This is a genomic window from Acidithiobacillus sp. (assembly GCF_027322205.1).
Lineage (GTDB): Bacteria > Pseudomonadota > Gammaproteobacteria > Acidithiobacillales > Acidithiobacillaceae > Acidithiobacillus.
In genome coordinates this window covers 1-2,614 of the sequence record NZ_DAHVHY010000130.1, presented here as the reverse complement: position 1 = coordinate 2,614, position 2,614 = coordinate 1, and the positions used below count along the sequence as shown (strand labels likewise).

Sequence of the window (2,614 nt, the reverse complement as noted above, 5' to 3'; positions counted from 1 at the left end):
CTTGCCCAGCAACTCCTGCGCCGCCTTTTCCACCTGGGCAATACTATTCACCACCCGCACCCCGCCGGCTTTGCCACGCCCACCAGCATGGACCTGGGCTTTGACGACCCAGGCCGGACCACCCAGTTCACGGGCCTGATTCACTGCCTCCCGCACCGAGAAGGCGGGAATGGCTCGGGGCACCGGCACCCCTTCTTCGGCGAGCAGGCGCTTGGCCTGATACTCATGCAAATTCATGAAGTTTCCTCACAAACGACGCACCAGCGCTGCACTAAACTCCGCTGTACTCAGGGCGGGCACATCACCGCGCAAGGCCGCCAGGTCACCGGTCACCTCGCCGCTGGCGATTGCCGCATTCATGGCCGCCACGATGCGCGTCGCCGCCTCACCCCAGCCCAGATGGTCCAGCATCATCACCGCCGATAAAATCAGCGAGCTGGGATTGGCTTTGCCCTGCCCGGCGATGTCCGGTGCCGTGCCGTGGGTGGCCTCAAAAATTGCATGGGTATCCGAGAGGTTCGCGCCGGGTGCCATACCAATCCCCCCTACCTCTGCCGCCAGGGCATCGGAAATATAGTCGCCGTTGAGATTGAGAGTTGCCACCACCGCATAATCCTCCGGACGCAGCAGAATCTGCTGGAGGAAATTATCGGCGATGACATCCTTGATGATCAGCTTGCCATCGGCAACAGCCTGTTGCTCTGCCTGCTGCGCGGCTGCTTTGCCTGCGGTTTTGGCGATAGCCGCTTTCTGCCGCCAGCTGAAGACCCGTCCGGCGAACTCCCGCTCGGCCAGGGCATAGCCCCAGTCGCGGAAGCCGCCCTCGGTGAACTTCATGATATTGCCCTTATGCACCAGACTCACCGAAGGCTTGCCATGCTCCAGCGCATACTGGATGGCGCGGCGCACCAGACGCTCCGAGCCTTCCACCGACACCGGCTTGATGCCGATGGCCGAACTGGCCGGGAAGCGGATTTTGCTGACCCCCATCTCTTCCTGCAAAAAGCGCAGGAGCTTTTCTGCCTCGGGGCTGCCCGCCGGCCACTCGATACCGGCGTAAATATCCTCGGAGTTTTCCCGGAAGATGACCATGTCGACCTTTTCCGGATGGCACACGGGGCTGGGCGTACCCGCAAAATAACGTATCGGCCGCAAGCAGACGTAGAGGTCCAGATCCTGGCGCAGCGCCACATTGAGGCTGCGGATTCCGCCACCCACCGGGGTTTCCAACGGCCCCTTGATGGCGACCTTATACGCACGGATAGCGGCCATGGTTTCTTCGGGAAGATACTGCCCCTCACCGTAGAGCGTCACCGCCTTCTGCCCGGCAAAAAGCTCCATCCAGGCAATCCGTCGCTGGCCGCCATAAGCGGCCTGTACCGCGGCATCCACCACCGCACGCATGGCCGGCGTGACATCACAACCGATCCCATCCCCCTCGATGAAGGGAATAATGGGTTGATCGGGCACCCGCAGCACCCCATCCACCTGGGTGATGGGCTTCCCCTGAGCCGGAACCTGAATATGCGCCATGGTCACGATACTTTCTCCAGTTGTTCGCTGGCCCAGGACAAGGCGCCGCCCTTGAGAATCAACTCCAGATCACGGGCACTCGCCAACTGCGGCATGACCGGAATATCCAGCCCTTGGGTTTCATCGCGCAGCGTCAGCGCCTGGCCCAGCGCCAGCCCCCTGATATCCAGACTGAGCTGATCCCCCGCCTGCACCCTGGCATAATCCGCCGCGTCCACGAAAGTCAGGGGCAAGATGCCGAAGTTGATGAGATTGGCGAGGTGAATGCGCGCAAAAGATTGCACCAGCACCCCGCGCACGCCCAGATAACGGGGCGCCAGCGCCGCATGTTCACGGCTGGAACCCTGCCCGTAATTGTGGCCCGCCACGATAAAGCCACCCCCGGCCGCCTTGGCGCGGGCCGGGAAGGTCTCATCCACCATATGGAAGACAAACTCCGAAATGGCCGGCAGATTGGAGCGCAGCGGCAGCACCTTGGCTCCGGCCGGCATGATGTGGTCGGTGGTGATGTCATCTTCCAGCCGAATCAGCACCTCGCCCTGCAGGCTTGCTGGAGCGGCCTGCCCGGTGGGGAGTTTGGCGATGTTGGGGCCACGGATAATCTCCACCGGGCCGCCTTCGGCGGCAGGGGCGAGCACCATACGGTCATCCACCAGAAAGTGCTCCGGCACTGGCACGTGAATGGGCGCCAGCCCCAGATCGCGGGGATCGGTGATCACCCCGGTCAGGGCACATGCGGCGCAGGTTTCCGGGCTCGCCAGATACACCGCCGCATTCTTGGTGCCCGAACGCCCGTAGAAATTGCGGTTGAAGGAACGGATCGACACCCCTTCCGTGGGCGGCGCGAAGCCCATGCCGATACAAGGCCCGCAGGCTGATTCCAGAATGCGCGAACCGGCCCCGATGAAGTCCAGCAGGCCGCCATCCCTGGTCACCATTTCCATGACCTGCCGCGACCCCGGCGACACCCCCAGGCTGACGCCGTCAGCGACGACCTTACCCTTGAGCATGCTCGCCACGGTCATCAAATCCGTGTAGGACGAGTTGGTGCAGGATCCGATAGCCACCTGCGCCACGGGCG

The 2,614-nt window shown here is 63.0% G+C and carries 3 protein-coding genes; all 3 read right to left on the bottom strand.

Annotated features, from left to right (window positions below; translation table 11 throughout):
• A partial coding sequence (locus M7F93_RS11670) for an ATP-grasp domain-containing protein (protein WP_298173715.1) occupies positions 1 to 237 on the bottom strand: 237 nt, incomplete at its 3' end.
• A gap of 9 nt (positions 238 to 246) precedes the next feature.
• Positions 247 to 1,533 carry an NADP-dependent isocitrate dehydrogenase gene (gene icd, locus M7F93_RS11665; RefSeq protein ID WP_298173718.1) on the bottom strand — a complete coding sequence of 429 codons (1,287 nt, stop codon included), beginning with the start codon at positions 1,531 to 1,533 and terminating at the stop codon, positions 247 to 249.
• A gap of 2 nt (positions 1,534 to 1,535) precedes the next feature.
• Positions 1,536 to 2,614, bottom strand: a 1,079-nt coding sequence (locus M7F93_RS11660) for an aconitase family protein (protein ID WP_298173712.1), incomplete at its 5' end; no start/stop codon positions are given.